This window comes from Actinosynnema sp. NPDC037264 (assembly GCF_055603705.1).
Genome location: NZ_JBVJVK010000018.1, coordinates 14,793 through 30,472 on the forward strand (window position 1 = coordinate 14,793; position 15,680 = coordinate 30,472).

At 70.8% G+C, this 15,680-nt stretch carries 15 protein-coding genes and 1 pseudogene; 7 read left to right on the forward strand and 9 right to left on the reverse strand.

Annotated elements, in window-relative coordinates:
- The first annotated feature begins 49 nt into the window (after window positions 1-49).
- The gene (locus ACZ7GX_RS21015) at window positions 50-886 is read left to right on the forward strand and encodes an NAD(P)H-binding protein (protein WP_498778742.1); all 837 of its coding nucleotides are present in this window, start codon (window positions 50-52) and stop codon (window positions 884-886) included.
- Window positions 887-981: 95 nt separating this feature from the next.
- Here the strand turns inward: ACZ7GX_RS21015 and ACZ7GX_RS21020 are convergent, their stop codons facing one another.
- Window positions 982-2,457: a peptide MFS transporter gene (locus tag ACZ7GX_RS21020; RefSeq protein ID WP_498778744.1), complete on the reverse strand. Its 1,476-nt coding sequence runs from the start codon at window positions 2,455-2,457 to the stop codon at window positions 982-984.
- A gap of 178 nt (window positions 2,458-2,635) precedes the next feature.
- Here ACZ7GX_RS21020 and ACZ7GX_RS21025 point away from each other — a divergent pair, with 178 nt between their 5' ends.
- Window positions 2,636-3,169, forward strand: a complete 534-nt coding sequence (locus ACZ7GX_RS21025) for a TIGR03086 family metal-binding protein (RefSeq protein ID WP_498778746.1) — start codon at window positions 2,636-2,638, stop codon at window positions 3,167-3,169.
- Between the two features lie 498 nt (window positions 3,170-3,667).
- Here the strand turns inward: ACZ7GX_RS21025 and ACZ7GX_RS21030 are convergent, their stop codons facing one another.
- The 4 genes and pseudogenes from ACZ7GX_RS21030 to ACZ7GX_RS21045 all read right to left on the reverse strand — a co-directional run bounded on the left by ACZ7GX_RS21030 (window position 3,668) and on the right by ACZ7GX_RS21045 (window position 7,566).
- Window positions 3,668-4,183 carry a DUF4262 domain-containing protein gene (locus tag ACZ7GX_RS21030; RefSeq protein ID WP_498778748.1) on the reverse strand — a complete coding sequence of 172 codons (516 nt, stop codon included), beginning with the start codon at window positions 4,181-4,183 and terminating at the stop codon, window positions 3,668-3,670.
- A 231-nt stretch (window positions 4,184-4,414) separates the two neighbouring features.
- The gene (locus ACZ7GX_RS21035; protein WP_230565635.1) at window positions 4,415-5,164 is read right to left on the reverse strand and encodes a YebC/PmpR family DNA-binding transcriptional regulator; all 750 of its coding nucleotides are present in this window, start codon (window positions 5,162-5,164) and stop codon (window positions 4,415-4,417) included.
- Between the two features lie 18 nt (window positions 5,165-5,182).
- A complete protein-coding gene (pdxT, locus tag ACZ7GX_RS21040) occupies window positions 5,183-5,788 on the reverse strand; it encodes a pyridoxal 5'-phosphate synthase glutaminase subunit PdxT (protein ID WP_143192976.1) in 606 nt (201 codons plus the stop codon).
- Between the two features lie 533 nt (window positions 5,789-6,321).
- Window positions 6,322-7,566 (reverse strand): annotated as a pseudogene (locus tag ACZ7GX_RS21045) (trans-sulfuration enzyme family protein).
- A 74-nt stretch (window positions 7,567-7,640) separates the two neighbouring features.
- On the opposite strand from ACZ7GX_RS21045, the gene ACZ7GX_RS21050 reads away from it, so the two are divergent.
- Window positions 7,641-8,108: an Lrp/AsnC family transcriptional regulator gene (locus ACZ7GX_RS21050; RefSeq protein ID WP_498778751.1), complete on the forward strand. Its 468-nt coding sequence runs from the start codon at window positions 7,641-7,643 to the stop codon at window positions 8,106-8,108.
- A gap of 64 nt (window positions 8,109-8,172) precedes the next feature.
- Here the strand turns inward: ACZ7GX_RS21050 and ACZ7GX_RS21055 are convergent, their stop codons facing one another.
- Window positions 8,173-9,771 carry a M28 family metallopeptidase gene (locus tag ACZ7GX_RS21055; protein ID WP_498778752.1) on the reverse strand — a complete coding sequence of 533 codons (1,599 nt, stop codon included), beginning with the start codon at window positions 9,769-9,771 and terminating at the stop codon, window positions 8,173-8,175.
- Window positions 9,772-10,187: 416 nt separating this feature from the next.
- Between ACZ7GX_RS21055 and ACZ7GX_RS21060 the strand changes: the two genes are divergently transcribed.
- Both ACZ7GX_RS21060 and ACZ7GX_RS21065 read left to right on the forward strand, forming a co-directional pair.
- On the forward strand, window positions 10,188-12,056 hold the full coding sequence (locus ACZ7GX_RS21060; RefSeq protein ID WP_498778753.1) for an acyl-CoA dehydrogenase family protein: 1,869 nt from the start codon (window positions 10,188-10,190) through the stop codon (window positions 12,054-12,056).
- Between the two features lie 37 nt (window positions 12,057-12,093).
- Entirely contained in the window at window positions 12,094-12,471 is a 378-nt protein-coding gene (locus ACZ7GX_RS21065; RefSeq protein WP_498778755.1) for a DUF6292 family protein, read from the forward strand.
- Here the strand turns inward: ACZ7GX_RS21065 and ACZ7GX_RS21070 are convergent.
- Window positions 12,468-12,776, reverse strand: coding sequence for an AzlD domain-containing protein (locus tag ACZ7GX_RS21070; RefSeq protein WP_498778756.1), 309 nt, complete (start codon window positions 12,774-12,776; stop codon window positions 12,468-12,470). The genes ACZ7GX_RS21065 and ACZ7GX_RS21070 overlap by 4 nt on opposite strands.
- The gene (locus ACZ7GX_RS21075) at window positions 12,773-13,450 is read right to left on the reverse strand and encodes an AzlC family ABC transporter permease (RefSeq protein ID WP_498778758.1); all 678 of its coding nucleotides are present in this window, start codon (window positions 13,448-13,450) and stop codon (window positions 12,773-12,775) included. The genes ACZ7GX_RS21070 and ACZ7GX_RS21075 overlap by 4 nt, the downstream gene beginning before the upstream one ends.
- 56 nt (window positions 13,451-13,506) lie before the next feature.
- On the opposite strand from ACZ7GX_RS21075, the gene ACZ7GX_RS21080 reads away from it, so the two are divergent.
- Complete coding sequence (locus tag ACZ7GX_RS21080) at window positions 13,507-14,064, forward strand: helix-turn-helix domain-containing protein (RefSeq protein WP_498778761.1); 558 nt, start codon at window positions 13,507-13,509, stop codon at window positions 14,062-14,064.
- A 107-nt stretch (window positions 14,065-14,171) separates the two neighbouring features.
- Complete coding sequence (locus tag ACZ7GX_RS21085; RefSeq protein WP_498778762.1) at window positions 14,172-14,381, forward strand: hypothetical protein; 210 nt, start codon at window positions 14,172-14,174, stop codon at window positions 14,379-14,381.
- Between the two features lie 177 nt (window positions 14,382-14,558).
- Here the strand turns inward: ACZ7GX_RS21085 and pdxS are convergent, their stop codons facing one another.
- Window positions 14,559-15,467, reverse strand: a complete 909-nt coding sequence (gene pdxS, locus ACZ7GX_RS21090; protein WP_498778764.1) for a pyridoxal 5'-phosphate synthase lyase subunit PdxS — start codon at window positions 15,465-15,467, stop codon at window positions 14,559-14,561.
- Window positions 15,468-15,680: the final 213 nt, after the last annotated feature.

The following is a 15,680-nucleotide window of genomic DNA, read 5'->3' on the forward strand; positions in this document are numbered from 1 at the left end:
GACAGTAGCTTTCCCGGGGCAAGCAGGAGTCAGCCAACGGGGAGTGATCATGATCGTGGTGACCGGTGCGACCGGGAACGTCGGGCGGACGCTGGTGCGGGCGCTGGTCGAGGCGGGCGAGCGGGTGACCGCCGTGTCACGCGGGGTCTCGGCGGGGGACATGCCCGAGGGCGTGCGCCAGCTGCGGGCGGACCTCATGCGGCCGGCGGAGCTGGAGCCCGCGTTCGCGGGCGCCGAGTCGCTGTTCCTGCTGACGTCCGGGGACTGGATGTCGGCCGGCGGCAACGGGAGCGTGGTGGCCGAGGTGCTCGACCGCGCGCAAGCCGGTGGCGTCCGGCGGGTGGTGCTGCTGTCCTCGCAGGGGGTCGAGACGCTGCGCCACTCCCCCGACCTGGAGGACGCCGTCAGGCGGTCGGCGCTGGAGTGGACCGTGCTGCGGCCCGGCGCGTTCGACTCGAACGCCTTCGCCTGGGCCGCGACGATCCGCGAGCAGCGGGTGGCCGCGGCGCCGTTCGCCGACGTCGCGCTGCCCGCCGTGGACCCGGACGACATCGCCGCCGTCGCGGCCGTGACGTTGCGGGAGGCGGGTCACGGCGGCCGCACGTACGTGTTGACCGGGCCGGAGGCCGTCTCGCCGCGGCAGCAGGTCGCGGCGATCGCGGACGCGCTGGGCGAGCCGGTGCGGTTCGTCGAGCAGACCCGCGAGGAGGCACGGGCGCAGATGCTGCGGTTCATGCCGGAGCGGGTCGCGGACGCCACCCTCGACGTCCTCGGCACGCCGACCACCGACGAGCAGCGGGTGCGCCCGGACGTGGAACAGGTCCTCGGCCGCCCGGCCGGGTCCTTCGCCGACTGGGCCGCGCGCAACGCGGCGGCGTTCAAGTAGCCGGGGCGTTCAAGCAGCGGGATCCGACCCGGCCCGAGGCCGGATGACCGTTCGGTGAGGGGCGTACGCCGCGCCCCTCACCGAACGGGGTCAGATCAGTCCACGCCCCGCATCAAGCGGTGGATGGACTTCGTGCCGACGACCAGCGCGACGCCGAGGCCGATCGCCACCGCGCCGAGCACGCCGAAGTACGCCACGGCGTTCTCGTCGCTGTAGAACCGCACCACGATCGCGCCCACACCCGAGCCGGCCGCCGTGGCCAGGAACCACAGGCCCATGGTCTGCGAGGCGAACGCGCGCGGCGCCAGCTTCGTCGTCACCGACAGGCCCACCGGCGACAGCAGCAACTCGCCGCACGTCATGACCAGGTACATCAGCACCAGCCACAGGAAGCTCACCCGCACCGACGGGTCACCCTGGCTGGCGATCATCATCAGCAGGAACGACAGCCCGACCAGCAGCAACGAGTAGGCGAACTTGCGCGGCGTCGAGGGCTGGCGGTTGGCCAGCTTCACCCACAGCAGCGCGAACAGCGGCGCGACCGCGATGATCATCACCGGGTTGATCGACTGGATGAACGACGGCGGGAACACCCACCCGAGGAACGAGTTGTCGACCCTGGTGTCGGCGAACGCGGCGATCACGGTGGCGCTCTGCTCGAACAGCAGCCAGAACATCGCCGCCGCGATGAACAGCGGGATGTAGGCGATCACCCGCGACCGCTCCACCGGCGTGGTGCGCGGGCTGCGGATCATCACGGTGAAGTAGCCGATCGGCAGCAGCACCGACAGCAGGCTGATCAGGTTGATCACGCCCTCCGCGCCGAGCACCCCGAGCACGACCAGCAACGCGACCACGGCCACCGAGCCGAGGGCCACGCCCACGATCCGACCGATGACCCGGCCGCGCTCCTCGGCGGGCAGCGGGAACGGGGGCGTGGAGGCCGAGTCGCCGAGACCCCGTTGGCCGAGCCGGTAGACGACCAGGCCCAGCGCCATGCCGACCGCCGCCGCGCCGAAGCCGAGGTGCCAGTCGTAGGTCTCGCCGAGGAACCCGCACACCAGCGGCGCGAGGAAGCCGCCGAGGTTGATGCCCATGTAGAAGATCGTGAAGCCGGAGTCGCGGCGCGGGTCCTGTCGGTCGTACAGGCCGCCGACGACCGTGGAGATGTTCGGCTTGAGCAGACCGGTGCCGAGCACGATCAGGATCAGCCCGGTGTAGACGCCCGCCAGGCCGATCGGCAGCGCCAGCGCGATGTGCCCGAACATGATCAGCACACCGCCGTAGAACACGGCCCGCTGCCCGCCGAGCACCCGGTCGGCCAGCCAACCGCCCGCGACGCCGGACATGTAGACCGACGCGCCGTAGATGGCGACCAGGGACAGCGCGAAGCTCTGGTCGAGCCCGAGGCCGCCTTCGGCGGTGGACCGGTACAGGTAGTAGGCGAGGATCGCCTTCATCCCGTAGTAGGAGAAGCGCTCCCACAGCTCGGTGAAGAACAGCGTCGACAGTCCTCGGGGATGACCGAAGAAGCCCCGCTGCGGGGTGGAGACGGCGCTCGTGGCGCTCACTGGTTCCTCCTGTGTCAACGATGTCACCGTCGGCAGACCCGGCCACATTACGCCGTACGGGTGTACGGAATGAAACCGCGATACGTCCGAGTGGCCTATCGCACAGGCTCGGGGTGCGCTCCGGTTCAACGTTTGGTGCACTCGTGGGGTGGATCTGATCGAGGCTCACGGACGCGCGATGACGGAGTTCGACTCGCGGGTGCGCCTGGTGCGCCCCGAGCAGTGGGACTGGGCCACACCCTGCAAGGAGTGGTCGGTCCACGACCTGGTCAACCACCTGGTCCACGAGCAGCTGTGGGCGCCGGAACTGCTGGCCGGCTGCACGATCGAGCAGGTCGGCGACCGGTTCGACGGCGACCAGCTCGGCCACGACCCGCTGCACTCGTGGGTGCTGGCGGCGGCCGCGGCGCGCGAGGCGTGGATCGCGCCGAAAGCGCTGCTCAAGCCCGTGCACCTGAGCTACGGCAAGGCGACGGCGGTCGAGTACGGCTGGCAGATGACCTCCGACCTGGCCGTGCACGCCTGGGACCTGGCGCGGGCGATCGGGGCGGACGAGCGGATCGACCCGGACCTGGCCGAGGCGGTGCTGGAGTACATGGAGCCGAACGTGGAGGCGTGGGCGGCGGGCGGGCTGTTCGACCCGCCGGTGCCGGTGCCCGACAACGCGGACCCGCAGACCAGGCTCGTCGCGATGCTCGGCCGGACGCCGTAGCGGACGCGGTGGGCGATGCGCGGCGGACTCGGTGCGGTGCCGTTGGGGACGCGGTGGGCGGTGCCGCCGGGGACGCTGCGGGCGGTGACGTAGGGGACGCGGGAGGCGGCTGTTTCGGGGATGACCCGATGACGGCCCGGTGGCGGTTGGGCGCGCAATAGCGCGGGCACCGAGGGGAGAGCCCATCGGAGGCTCTCCCCCACGGCCTATTCCTTGGCACGGGCGGGGCCCCCGTGGCCAAGCCTCGTCGCGCACGTCCCGCCCCGCGCAGCTCCCCGACTACGCGGGACGGGGCGTACCTCCCCCTCGCGTGTGCGTAGCCCCCGACATATCGACGCACAGGCCATTGATAGCCCTCGGACGTTGTCAGCGGTCGGTGGGCGATGCCCTGACAACATTTCCCGGACAACGACGTCGGGCCCCGCCGCGTGGTGCGGCGGGGCCCGAACGGTGCCGAACAGTGCTGATGGGGTGCTGGTGGAGTCGCTCAGCGACGGGTCAGGGACCGGTGACGCCCGGCTCCCAGCTCTCCGGCCGGCCGCTCTCGGTCAGCAGCAGCTGCCAGTCGCCGAAGCCCATCGGCGCGTCGTGGTGCCACGGGAACTTGCCGTCCGCGGTCGGCAGGATGATCTGGAGGGCGGCGAAGTCGCCCTTGCCGTAGAGCAGGAACGCGCTGCCGAAGAACTCCGGGTAGAAGCCCTTGAAGACGCGCTCGAACGTGACCGGCACGCCGTCCAGGAAGTCGTAGTAGAGCCGACCGGGCACGAACCGCTCGCCACGCCTGGCGCGGTCGACGTACGCGCGGATGAGCACCTGCGCGTGCTCGGGTGGCAGGCCCAGGACCACGGCCTCGGCGACGCCGAACCGCCGCCACGCGCCGACGGAGAACGAGTAGCCGGCGCCTTCGTCGTCCTCGGGCACGGTGACGACGGCGTGGCCGTGCTGCTCGGCCTGCGTCAACAGCCAGTTGCGCAGGTTGATGTCCTGGACGGAGGGGGCGGAGGGGTTCGACACCCGGCCATTGTGCCCGTTGCCGGCGTCAACCCCGCATAAGCACGGCCACGACGTGCCTCGGACGGACGACAGGTCACCACGGCGACGGCCCCGCGGCGGCAGCTTGCCGACACGGGGCCGTCGGGGTTCGGGTCCAGGACGAGCCCAGAGGTCCGGTCCACAGGTCCGGTCCAGGGGTCCGGTCCAGGGTTCCGCTCAAACCGATCAGGAGGTCTGGTCCAGAGCCGGGGCTCAGTCGACCTCGGCCATCACCTCGTCGGAGACGTCGAAGTTCGCGAACACGTTCTGCACGTCGTCGCAGTCCTCGAGCGCGTCGATCAGCTTGAAGATCTTCCGCGCGCCCTCGGCCTCCAGCTGCACGGTGACCGACGGCAGGAAGTTCGCCTCCGCCGACTCGTAGTCGTACCCGGCGTCCTGGAGGGACTTGCGCACCGCGACCAGGTCACCGGCCTCGGAGACGACCTCGTAGCTCTCGCCGAGGTCGTTGACCTCCTCCGCGCCCGCGTCGAGCACCGCCATCAGGACGTCGTCCTCGGACAGGTCGCCCTTCGGCACGATGACCACGCCCTTGCGGGTGAACATGTAGGCCACCGAGCCCGGGTCGGCCATCGAGCCGCCGTTGCGGGTCATCGCGGTGCGGACCTCGGACGCGGCCCGGTTGCGGTTGTCGGTCAGGCACTCGACCAGCACCGCCACGCCGTTGGGGCCATAGCCCTCGTACATGATGGTCTGCCAGTCCGCGCCGCCGGCCTCCTCGCCACCGCCGCGCTTGCGGGCGCGCTCGATGTTGTCCAGCGGCACGGAGTTCTTCCGCGCCTTCTGGATGGCGTCGTACAGGGTGGGGTTGCCGTCGGGGTCGCTACCGCCGGTGCGGGCCGCCACCTCGATGTTCTTGATCAGCCGCGCGAAGAGCTTGCCGCGCTTGGCGTCGATTGCGGCCTTCTTGTGCTTGGTGGTCGCCCACTTTGAGTGGCCGCTCATCTTTCCTCCGTCGAATACTCAGCCCGCGGCACGGACCATGTCCACGAAAAGGCGGTGCACCCGCCCGTCGCCGGTCAGTTCCGGGTGGAACGAGGTGGCGAGCACGTGCCCCTGCCGAACCGCGACGATCCTACCGGCGGCCTCTCCGGCGTCTTCCGTTTCGGGCACCCGGGCGAGTACTTCCACGTCCGATCCCGCCGATTCCACCCACGGGGCGCGGATGAACACCGCGTGCACCTCGCCCACGTCGGTGAAGTCGAGTTCGGCCTCGAAGGAATCGACCTGCCTGCCGAACGCGTTGCGCCGCACCACGATGTCGAGCCCGCCGAGCTGGTGCTGGTCGGGCCGCCCGTCCAGGACGCGGTCGGCCAGCAGGATCATCCCGGCGCACGAACCGTACGCGGGCATGCCCTCCTTGATCCGGGCGCGCAGGGGTTCGAGCAGGTCGAACGTGGCGAGCAGCCGGCTGATGGTCGTCGACTCGCCGCCCGGCAGCACCACGCCGTCGACCTCGGCCAACTCCTCGGGCCGGCGGATCGGACGGGCGAGCACGTCGGCCTCGGCCAACGCGACGAGGTGCTCACGGACGTCGCCCTGGAGGGCGAGGACACCGACGACGGACACGGCTGGGTTTCCTCCTAGGTGAACTGCCACCAGCCTAGGTGACCGGGCCGGACGGGTGCTCGTGGCACCCGCCCGGCCGTTCGGTCCTCCCGCGGCGCGCCAGTCGCGCACCGCGACCCGTTCGGCGGCCTGGTGGGCCGTCGAACGACGGGCTCAGGCGGCTCGCCCGCACCGCGGAGCGGAGGACGGCGCGGCGAGCACGGGGAAAGCGGGAACGCGATCCGACCGCCGGGCCGGGCCTGTCCAGACGAGTCCGGTCCGGGTCCGGGTCCGGGTTTGGTCCGGTCCGGCCGGCTCCGGGTTGGTCCGGTCGGGTCCGGGTTGGTCCGGTCGGGGTGGGTGCGGGTTCGCGCGACGGAATTCGGAAAGCCGAATAGCCACGCCACTTCGGCATTCACCACCGGCTTCGCGACATGGCGCGAACCGGGACGCGCGGTGGCCTGTTGTAGCAGGTCCGGCTGCCGGTCGGCCCGATTGGGGCACTCGACGGCGGCCGACTGCGCGCGCCCGGTTCACACCATGACGGCGAAACGCTAGTGGCTGACGGCCCGTTCTCGGAAATCGCTTGAGGAAGACTTGATGTAATCCTCTTCACAATGCCCGGAGAGGGTGCGGTCGTATCCGGAGAGGGCGCGGTCGAGGTCGTCCCAGATGTCCTCGACGTCCTCCAGGCCGATGCTCAGGCGCAGGAGGTTGGCCGGCACGCCGGACGCCTCGCGCGCGGTGTCGGGCACCAGTCGGTGCGTCAACGCGGCGGGATGCTCAATGAGCGTGTCGACCGAACCGAGGCTCACGGCGGGCGTGATCAGCTCGAGCCTGCGCACGACCGCGGTCGGGTCTTCACGGGAGGTGAACGCCAGCACCGCGCCCGGACCGCGCAGCTGCGTGCCGATCAGGCCGGCCGGGTCGGCGCCGGGCAGGCTCGGGTGCCGGACCAGGCCGGTGCCGGGGTGCGAGTCCAGCCGTGCGGCCAGCTCGATCGCGCTGCGCTGGGCCGCTTCGACGCGGAGCGGCAGCGTGGCCAGGCCGCGGTGCATGAGGTAGCCGCCCAGCGGGTGCAGCACCGCGCCGGTGATGATCCGGATCTGGCGCAGCGCCGCGGCCCGCTACTCGGCGCACGCCACCACGCCGCCGAGCACGTCGCCGTGCCCGCCGAGGTACTTGGTGCCGGAGTGCAGCACGTAGGTGGCGCCGAGGGCGGCCGGGTTCTGGAGCACGGGCGTGGCGAACGTGTTGTCCACCATCACCGGGACGTCGCCCGCCTGCGCGACGATCGCGGCGATGTCGAGCAGGTCCAGGTTGGGGTTGGCCGGTGTCTCGATGACCACCAGGCCGGTGTCGGGGGTGATCGCGCCGGCGACGCGGTCGGCTGTCGCGTAGGTGGTGCGCACGCCGAGCAGACCGGACGACAGCAGGTGGTCGGTGCCGCCGTAGATCGGGCGCACGGCGACCACGTGCGGCTTGCCGGTCAGCACGCACGCGGCCTGCACCACGGCGGTCACCGCGGCCATGCCGCTGCCGAACGCCACGGCGGCAGACGTCCCTTCCAGCGTCGCCAGGGCCCGCTCGAACCGGGCGACGGTCGGGTTGTGCAGCCGGGAGTAGACCGGCGAGGCGGCGTGCGCCGCGCCCTCGGCGAGGTGTTGCAGCGCGTGGCCGCCCTCGGCCTGGTCCGGGATCGGGTAGGTGGTGGACAGGTCGATCGGCAGGGCGTGCACGCCCAGGTCGGCGAGATCGTCGCGCCCACCGTGCACCGCCGTCGTTCGCAACCGGGTCATGCGCGAATCTTGGACTTATCGTCGGCAGATAGGGATAGGTTCCGCAGGCTGTTCGGCGACAGGAGGGATTTGCGGTGCTGGATTCGGTGGACGCGGCGATCGTGCAGGAGCTGCAGAAGGACGCTCGGCTGCCCAACAAGGACCTGGCGGACCGGGTCAACGTGGCCGCGTCGACGTGCGTGGTCCGGCACCGGTCGCTGCGCGAGCGGGGCGTGATCACCGGCTACCACGCGGAGGTGGACCTGGCCGCCGTGGGACGACCGGTGCAGGCGATCATCGCGGTGCGGGTCCGGCCGCACACGAGGGCGATCGTGGAGCCGTTCATGGACTACGTGCTGACGTTGCCGGAGGTGCTGGCGATGTCGCACGTGGCGGGGCCGGAGGACTTCCTGGTGCACGTCGCGGTGTCGGACACGGCCCACCTGCAACGCTTGGTGCTCGACCGCTTCACCACCCGCCGGGAGGTCAGCGAGGTGCAGACGAACCTGCTGTTCCAGCACGTTCGCAAGCACACCGTGCCGCCGGCGGGCGGTGATCGGTGATCGGTGAGGTCAAGCCGGTGATCGGTGATCGTGTTCGGTGTTCGGTGTTCGGTGTTCGGTGAGGTCAAGAAGTGATGCGCACCGAAGAAGAGCCGTGGGACTTGCCCGGTGAGCGCACGCTGTTCACGGTCGAGGTGTCGAAGGCGAAGGTGATGACGGCGGTGGCGACGGCGTCGGAGTTGACGTCGAGAGCCACGGCGTTGACGTTGCCGCGCAGGTCGTAGGCGGCGTCCAGCTGCGCGTACAGCGCGGGGTCGGCGCCGTCGTCCACCGGGGTGAGGCTGTCGCACGGCTGGTGGTAGCACGGGTCGAACGCGGCGCCCGGGACGCCGCCGTAGCGGGCCGCCTGGGCGGCGGTCTTGGTGCCTTCGGCGCCGGTGAACAGGCCGCCGGCCGGGATGCCGACCTGGATGAACGGGCCGTAGTCGGACCGGCCGGAGAACTCGGTGTCCTCCGACGGCACGCCGCGGTCGGCGTAGAACTTCTCGAACACGTCCTCGATCTCCGCCGAGCCCGGCGGGATGAAGCCGGGCGGGGCGGTGCCGCTGGAGTTGTCACCGTCGTAGACGCCGTTGAAGTAGTTCGGCGAGCCGACCATGTCGAAGTTCAGGTACAGCGCGATCCGGTCCAGCTCGGCCTGCGGCAGGGTGGCGACGTAGTGCTCGGAGCCGAGCAGGCCTTCCTCCTCGGCACCCCACCACGCGAACCGGACCAGGTTGTTGGTCTTGACCTTGGCCATCTGGACGGCGGTCTCCAGCAGCGCGGCGGAACCCGTGCCGTTGTCGTTGATCCCGGCGCCGTCCTGCACGCTGTCGAGGTGGGCGCCGGCCATCACCGTGTTGTCGGCCAACCCCTCGCGCGACTCGGCGAACACGTTCCACGCGGTGCGCGTGTCGGACAAGAAGTCGACCTTCACCCGGACGATCCGGGGAGCGTTGGTGGCGAGCGCCTCGCCGACCGCGTAGGTGGCGAAGACGACCGGGATCGCGAGGCCGGGCGTGTCGCCGATCGGCGTGGACAGGCCGGTGCGGCCCGGCTGGCCCTCGTTGAACAGGACGACGCCGGAGGCGCCCGCGGCCTGGGCGTTCAGGACCTTCTGGGCGAAGCCGCACGTGCCGCGTTGCAGCAGCGCGATGCCGCCGATCGGGAAGCCGAAGAAGTCGGCGGCCTCGCAGCCGCTGCTGTTGGAGTTCGGTGTCGGGCCGGGCGGGATGACGACGTCGACCGGGTAGGCCGGTGCGGTGGCCTCGCCGATGAAGGTCGGGGTGAAGTTGTTGCGGGTGAAGTCGCGGCCGGCGACGTAGGTGGTGGGGGTGGGTGCGACTTGTTCGAGTTCGGACCTCTCCTCGGTGTAGGGGAAGTCGAACTGCTGCACGGTCGGCTCGTACCCGGCGGTGGTGAGCGTGTCGACGACGTAGTCGACCGACGCCTGGTAGCCGAGCCTGCCGGCGGCCCGGTCGCCGTGGGTGTCGGCGATGGCTTGGAACGCGTCGAGGTGGCGCAGCACGCCGTCGAGCGTGACGGCCTTGGTGAGCTTGGCCGGTGAGTTGTTGTTGGGATCGGCGACGGCGGGACCGGTCAGGAGCAGTGGTGCCAGCAGTGGGGTGGTCAGTGCGAGCGCGGCGGTGATGGCGATCCGCCTGCAGCGATTACGGAAAGTCATGGGTTGCCTCCAGAGTGGTGCCACTGATGAGGTCGCCTGGAGGTGGAGGGGTGTTACTCCGATCGGGGTAAGGGCGTTGAAGAGCGAAAGAGTCCTCGCCGGACGGGCAGATCAGCAGGATGACGGCGGGGTGGGCGGTTCGGCGGCGGGTCCGTTGTTGGTCGGGTTTCGTGTCATCCCACCGACCTCCCTACGGGCTACCACACGTATCAAGGGGGCGGTTCCAGCCCATCGTTCCTGTCGGGGTGGAAGGTGCCCCCTTGACACGCGCGGTAGGGCGGAGCCAGGTCGGCGGGATGACACGAAGCCCTTCTGTTGGAGGAAGGGCGTGGCGGTGGACGGTGGGGCGGGTCGGGTGAGAGGTGGGGCGAGGTTGTCGGCGGGCCGGTGGGGTGGAGGTGTGTTAGCAAAGGGGTATGGGGATTGCGGCGGGTGGGGTTGAGGCGTTGCGGGAGTTGCTGGATGGGCGTTGGGGGGTGTTGCGGCGGAGGTCGTTGGAGTTGCTCGGCGGGTTGAAGCCGGCTGGTGAGCTGGGGCGCGAGGAGTACCGGGCCTGGGTGTTGGAGCAGATGCACGTGTTGGCCGGCGGTGGGCACCCGTTGATCGGGTTCCCGGCCGAGTACGGCGGGCAGGACGATGTCGGTGGGTCGGTGGTGGCGTTCGAGGTCCTGGGGTTCGGGGATCTGTCGTTGATGGTGAAGGCCGGTGTGCAGTGGGGGTTGTTCGGTGGTGCGGTGCAGGCGTTGGGGACGGAGGAGCACCACGAGCGGTACTTGCGGGCGATCATGGCGTTGGAGTTGCCCGGTTGCTTCGCGATGACCGAGACGGGGCACGGGTCGGACGTGCAGCACTTGCGCACCACGGCGACGTACGACCCGGACACCGAGGAGTTCGTCGTCGACACGCCGGACCCGTCGGCGCGCAAGGACTACATCGGCAACGCGGCGCGTGACGGGCGGATGGCGGTGGTGTTCGCGCAGTTGGTGACGGGTGGTGTGACGCACGGCGTGCACGCGGTGCTCGTGCCGATCCGGGACGAGCACGGCGCGCCGATGCCGGGCGTGCGGATCGAGGACTGCGGGCCGAAGGCCGGGCTGAACGGCGTGGACAACGGGCGGTTGTGGTTCGAGGGGGTGCGGGTGCCCCGGGAGAACCTGCTCAACCGGTACGGGGACGTCGCGCCGGACGGCACGTACTCCAGCCCCGTCGAGGGTGAGGGCAGGCGGTTCTTCACCATGCTCGGGACGTTGGTCCGGGGGCGGATCAGCGTGGCCGGTGGTGCGGGCAGCGCGACGAAGAAGGCGTTGGCGTTGGCCGTCCGGTACGGCGAGGCGCGGCGGCAGTTCACGCGGCCCGACACGGGTGAGGAAGTCGTGGTGCTCGACTACCTCGCGCACCAGCGGCGGTTGCTGCCCGCGTTGGCGACGTCGTACGCGTTGCACTTCGCGCAGGAGGAGCTGGTGTCGGCGCTGCACGACGTGGCCGACGACCGGCAGCAGCGGGAGTTGGAGTCGCGGGCGGCGGGGTTGAAGGCGGTGGCCACCTGGCACGCCACGGAGACGATCCAGACGTGTCGGGAGGCGTGCGGCGGGGCCGGGTACCTGTCGGAGAACCTGATCGCCGGGTTGAAGGCGGACACCGACGTGTTCACGACGTTCGAGGGCGACAACACGGTGCTGCTGCAGTTGGTCGCGAAGGGGTTGCTGACCAGCTATCGCGATCACGTCGGCGACCTGGACCCGTGGGGCATGGCGCGGTTCGTGGCGGACCAGGCGGTCGGTGTGGTGATCGAGCGGACGGCGGCGCGGGCGATCATCGACCGGTTGGTGTCGGGCAGCTCGGACGCGTTGCTGGACCGGGGGTGGCAGGTGCGGCAGTTCGAGGACCGCGAGAAGCACGTGCTGGAGGGGTTGGCGCGGAGGTTGCGGCGCGCGTCGCGGGACGACGCGTTCGACGTGTTCAACGCCGCGCAGGACCACGTGCTGCACGCCGCACGCGCCCACGTGGACCGGGTGGTGCTGGAGGCGTTCGTGGCGGCGGTGGACCGGTGCCGCGATCCGGAGGCCACGGCGTTGCTGGACCAGGTGTGCGACCTGTACGCGTTGAGCACGATCGAGGCGGACCGGGCGTGGTTCCTGGAGCACGGCAGGCTCACGCCGCAGCGGGCGAAGGCGGTGTCCCAGGCGGTGAACGAGTTGTGCGGCCGGTTGCGGCCGCACGCGCGCGGCCTGGTGGACGCGTTCGGCATCCCGGAGACGTGGCTCACGGCCCCGATCGCCGGGTGAGCGGCCGGGAGCGCGCGGAGAGGTCCAGAATGAGGACATGGACGACAGTGCGCTGATCAGCCTCGGACTGGCCCGGTACGTGCAAGCGGTGGCCGAGGAGATCGGCGTGCCACCCGAGGGCACCGAGTTCGAGGTCAGTGACACCGCCACCGCGTACCTCGGCCTGGAGGGGCCGGGACCCGACCTGATGCTGCTGTGGAACGAGCAGCGCGGCTGGTCGATCGCGGTGGAGACCGATCCGACCGAGAAGCCGGTCGTCGTGGCGCACCTCGGCCAGCCGCTCGTGCCGCCGCCGGACGAGGTGGCGCAGTTCGTCGACGACGTGCTGGCCGGCCGGACGGGCGGCGCGGAGCCGGACTTCGGCGCGACCCAGGACCGCCACCGGCTCGCCGGGCGGTTGCGCGAATACCTCTAGGACACGCCGACGAAGCGCAGGCCCGCGGTCGTCACGGCGGCCAGCACGACCACGACGACGAACGGCGCTTTGCGCCACGCCGCGACACCGGCGACCAGGACGCCGATCGGCAGGGCGAGGCCCGCGAAGCCCTGGCCCTTGGTGAGCGTGGCCGTGGCGACCAGGGCGAACAGCAGCACGGTGGCCGAGGTGGACATCAGCAGCTTGACCCGGTCGGACAGCGTGAGGCGGTCGCGCAGCAGCGGCCCGGCCAGGCGGAACGCGTAGGTGCCCACGGCGAGCACGAGGACCGCGGTCAGCGTCACGGCTTGACCTCCTGTCGTGCGGTGATCAGCAGGCCGCCCAGGGCGAACAGCACCGGGACGCCTGCGGGCAGGAACGGCGTGGTGGCCAGGGCGATGGCCGCGCCGAGCAGGGCGGCGTGCCGGGTGGCCTTGTCCTTGAGCGCGGGCAGCAGGAGCGCGAGCAGGGCGGCGGGGAACGCGGCGTCCAGCCCGAACGCGGCCGGGTCGCCGATGTTCCGGCCGACCAGCGCGCCCGCGACCACGGCCACGTTCCAGGCGATGAACAGCGCGACGCCGCACGACCAGTAGGCGGCCTTGGCCTTGCGCGGGTCGCTCTGGGCCAGCGCGAACGCGGTCGTCTCGTCGATCAGCAGGTGGCTGCCGACGAGCCGTGGCAGCAGGCCCTTGCCCAGCACGTCGCCGACCGCCAGACCGAACGGCAGGTGGCGGATGTTGAGCAGGAGGCCCGCGAGCACGGCGGCGGCCGGGCTGCCACCGGCGGCGACGACCCCGACCGCCATGAACTGCGAGCCGCCCGCGAAGACGAGCAGCGACATCACCACGGGCAGCCACCAGGGCAGGCCCGCGCCGGTGGAGATCGCGCCGAACGAGGCGCCGCTGACCGCGGCGCCGGCGGCTACCGCGGCGACGTCACGCAGCAGCTCGGCATCAAGGGTTCGCCATGTCGAACGCATCGTCTTTTACGATGAACAGTGACAAGGCGTTCGTCAAGCCGAACGATTGGACTGTCATGTCGAACACAGGGGCTCCGCTCGACGTCATCGCCGCCTCGCTGCGCCGTGAGCGCGAGCGCGTCGGGCTGTCGTTGAGCGAACTGGCCAAGCGGGCGGGCATCGCGAAGTCCACGTTGTCCCAGCTGGAGTCGGCGAGCGGGAATCCCAGCGTGGAGACCCTGTGGGCGCTCGGCGTTGCGCTCGGCGTGCCGTTCTCGCGCCTGGTCGACCCGCCGACGCCGCGCATCCGGGTGATCCGCGCGGGCGAGGGTCCGGCGATCTACTCGGAACGCGCGCACTACACCGCGACCCTGCTGGCGTCGTGCCCGCCGGGCGCCCGGCGTGACATCTACATGCTCCAACTGGAACCGGGCCCGGCCCGCGAGTCCGAGCCGCACATGCCGGGAACCGTGGAACACGTGATCGTCAGCACCGGCCGCATGCTCGCCGGCCCGCAGACCGAGCCGGTCGAACTGGGTCCCGGCGACTACCTGCTCTACCCCGGCGACGTCCCGCACACCGCCCAGGCACTCGAACAGGGGACCACCGCCCTACTGGTCTCGGAGCACGCCTAGAACGCACGTTCGAGCGATCAGGCCGGGCGGTCGACCAGCCGATAGACCTCGCATGACACCACGGGAGGTGCACGCGAATGTCGATGCCCAGGACTAACCTGGATCACGTGTCCGACAACCACGCCTTCGGCCTACGCACGCAGGTCGCGCACCGCCAGGCCGAGTTCACCGGGGGCCCCACCATGTCGGACGTCATGGCGGACCTCGACCTGTTCCGCGGCGAGCCCACGAACGCCGTCGCCGTCCTGGCCGCTTGCCGGGCCGAGCAGGACGCCCACCACGACGAACTGTTCAAGCACCTGTGGCGACGATCGTGATCGACGCCTCGGCCCTGATCGAAGCACTGATCGGCGCCGAGCCCGTCCAACCGCTCCGCCACCGCGTCCTGACCAGCGAACTCGCCGCCCCCGAACTGATCACCGGAGAGGTGCTCAATCTCCTGACGCAGAAGCGGCCCGCCGGGAAGTCCGGCGGGCCGCTCGTCACGTCCTGGATTACCAGCCGCGTTCGGCCAGGCGGTGGGGTTCCGGGATCTCGTCCACGTTGATGCCGACCATGGCCTCGCCGAGGCCGCGCGAGACCTTCGCGATCACGTCCGGGTCGTCGTGGAACGTCGTCGCCTTCACGATCGCCTCCGCGCGCTGCGCCGGGTTGCCGGACTTGAAGATGCCCGAACCGACGAACACGCCCTCCGCGCCGAGCTGCATCATCATCGCCGCGTCGGCCGGCGTGGCGATGCCGCCCGCGGTGAACAGGACGACCGGCAGCTTGCCCGCCTCGGCGACCTCGCGGACCAGCTCGTACGGCGCCTGGAGCTCCTTCGCCGCGACGTACAGCTCGTCGGCGGGCAGGTTCTGCAACCGCAGGATCTCCGCGCGGATCTTGCGCATGTGCGTGGTGGCGTTGGAGACGTCACCGGTGCCGGCCTCGCCCTTGGAGCGGATCATCGCCGCGCCCTCGGTGATGCGGCGCAGCGCCTCGCCCAGGTTCGTCGCACCGCACACGAACGGCACGGTGAACTGCCACTTGTCGATGTGGTTGGCGTAGTCGGCCGGGGTCAGCACCTCGGACTCGTCGATGTAGTCCACGCCGAGGGACTGCAGCACCTGCGCCTCGACGAAGTGACCGATGCGGGCCTTGGCCATGACCGGGATCGACACCGCGGCGATGATGCCGTCGATCATGTCCGGGTCGCTCATCCGGGACACGCCGCCCTGCGCGCGGATGTCGGCTGGCACCCGCTCCAACGCCATGACGGCGACGGCGCCGGCGTCCTCGGCGATCTTGGCCTGCTCGGCGTTGACCACGTCCATGATCACGCCGCCCTTGAGCATCTCCGCCATGCCCCGCTTGACGCGGGAAGTGCCGGTGACCTGGGTGCCGGCGTCGGGTGAAGTGGTCACGACCAGCCTTTCTCGAAGTAGGGGGCGAACACCACCATGGTACGGCCGACGTGGACCGCCGAAGCATGCCAATCAGGCACGTTCTCGGCAGGCCACTTCCACTTCCTTCGCAGGTAGTGGTGCACGCCACCCGCCGGCTTGGCGGCGGGCCGGTCGACGACGCGGCGACGTGCGGCTGAGGTGGGCGCGGCCTCCGTCCGGATTCCTCCTGCC

What these genes read in the sequence shown, in the direction of transcription:
- ACZ7GX_RS21035 (WP_230565635.1), bottom strand. Translation starts at nt 5,164, where the DNA reads ATGAGCGGCCACTCAAAGTGGGCGACCACCAAGCACAAGAAGGCCGCA.
- ACZ7GX_RS21065 (WP_498778755.1), top strand. Translation starts at nt 12,094, where the DNA reads ATGGACGACAGTGCGCTGATCAGCCTCGGACTGGCCCGGTACGTGCAA.
- ACZ7GX_RS21080 (WP_498778761.1), top strand. Translation starts at nt 13,507, where the DNA reads ATGTCGAACACAGGGGCTCCGCTCGACGTCATCGCCGCCTCGCTGCGC.
- ACZ7GX_RS21055 (WP_498778752.1), bottom strand. Translation starts at nt 9,771, where the DNA reads ATGACTTTCCGTAATCGCTGCAGGCGGATCGCCATCACCGCCGCGCTC.
- ACZ7GX_RS21060 (WP_498778753.1), top strand. Translation starts at nt 10,188, where the DNA reads ATGGGGATTGCGGCGGGTGGGGTTGAGGCGTTGCGGGAGTTGCTGGAT.
- ACZ7GX_RS21075 (WP_498778758.1), bottom strand. Translation starts at nt 13,450, where the DNA reads ATGCGTTCGACATGGCGAACCCTTGATGCCGAGCTGCTGCGTGACGTC.
- ACZ7GX_RS21025 (WP_498778746.1), top strand. Translation starts at nt 2,636, where the DNA reads ATGACGGAGTTCGACTCGCGGGTGCGCCTGGTGCGCCCCGAGCAGTGG.
- ACZ7GX_RS21015 (WP_498778742.1), top strand. Translation starts at nt 50, where the DNA reads ATGATCGTGGTGACCGGTGCGACCGGGAACGTCGGGCGGACGCTGGTG.